A 1,166-nucleotide genomic window follows, 5' to 3' on the forward strand; every position below is an offset into this window, starting at 1 on the left:
ATGGATTCTCCACTTTTCACTCTTCATTCTTCACTTTTAAATCAATCTATATGGACTCATCCGAATACACAGAGGATATAAACAACGAGATTGACTCGGCCGCTCTGATACCCGTAGAGAGCGGATTCAGCGGCATGCACGAGTGTTATGTCTCGGAGAACGGCCATACACGGCTGTTCCGTGCCACAAGATACGGAAAGCTGTACATGCTGAAATGCCTGAAGCCAGACTTTCTATATACCCCGATTTACCGCCAGGCGCTGACCAAAGAGTTCGAGATAGGCCTGCAGCTCGACCATCCCAACATCTGCCGTACCATCGGCATGGAGGAAGTTGACGGGCTCGGGGCTACGATAGTGATGGAGTATATCGACGGCGAGACGCTTGCCGACATGATAGACGGCAAAGTCTTGACCGCGCAAATGGCGGAAAAGGTGGCCCGGCAGCTGGCCGATGCGCTCGACTACATGCACGGCAAGCAGATAACGCACCGCGACCTGAAGCCGTCAAACATCATGGTAACGCACAACGGCCATAACGTCAAACTGATAGACTTCGGCCTGGCCGACAGCGACGGGTTCAACGTATTGAAACAGCCCGCGGGCACATCGGGATATATCGCACCCGAGCAACTGCTGCCCGGAGCCAAGGCCGACGTATGCTCGGACATCTACTCGCTGGGCATGGTCATGAGGGACATGGCGGCGGCAACGGGCGACAGGGCAATGGCAGACATAGCCACAGCCTGCACAAGACGCAATCCAGCCGACCGCCCGGCTACGGTACAGCAAATATTCGAGCGCCGCAGGCCAAGCCGCACGCAACGCCTTACGGTAACGCTGCTCGTGGTTATAATCGCGGCGCTTGCCGTGCTCATCACCGCCACAATGCTCAGTCGCCAGTCACGTCAAGCCGAGACGACACCGGCGGGATACGTAATGCCCGACGGCAACGAGGCCGTTGACTACAGCCAATGGCCCAGAAAATAACAACGGTAGGGCCGTGCGGACTGATTAGTGGCACGGACTATAAAACGGAGTGCCTGTACTCCCTGGGGTTGCAACCGACGATTTTCTTGAACATGCGGCTCAGATGATGTGGATACTGGAAGCCTACGGCGTAGCGATTTCGCTTACCGTCATGTCGGTATCCATCAGGTACTGCTT

General features: G+C 55.7%; 1 protein-coding gene and 1 pseudogene. One reads left to right on the forward strand and one right to left on the reverse strand.

Annotated elements, in window-relative coordinates; translation table 11 throughout:
- Nucleotides 1–989, forward strand: a 989-nt coding sequence (locus H6A34_RS14420; RefSeq protein ID WP_205106081.1) for a serine/threonine-protein kinase, incomplete at its 5' end; no start/stop codon positions are given.
- Nucleotides 990–1,026: 37 nt separating this feature from the next.
- Here the strand turns inward: H6A34_RS14420 and H6A34_RS15570 are convergent.
- Nucleotides 1,027–1,166: pseudogene (locus tag H6A34_RS15570) on the reverse strand (helix-turn-helix domain-containing protein); the annotation flags it as partial.

This window comes from Marseilla massiliensis (genome assembly GCF_016899855.1).
GTDB lineage: Bacteria > Bacteroidota > Bacteroidia > Bacteroidales > Bacteroidaceae > Prevotella.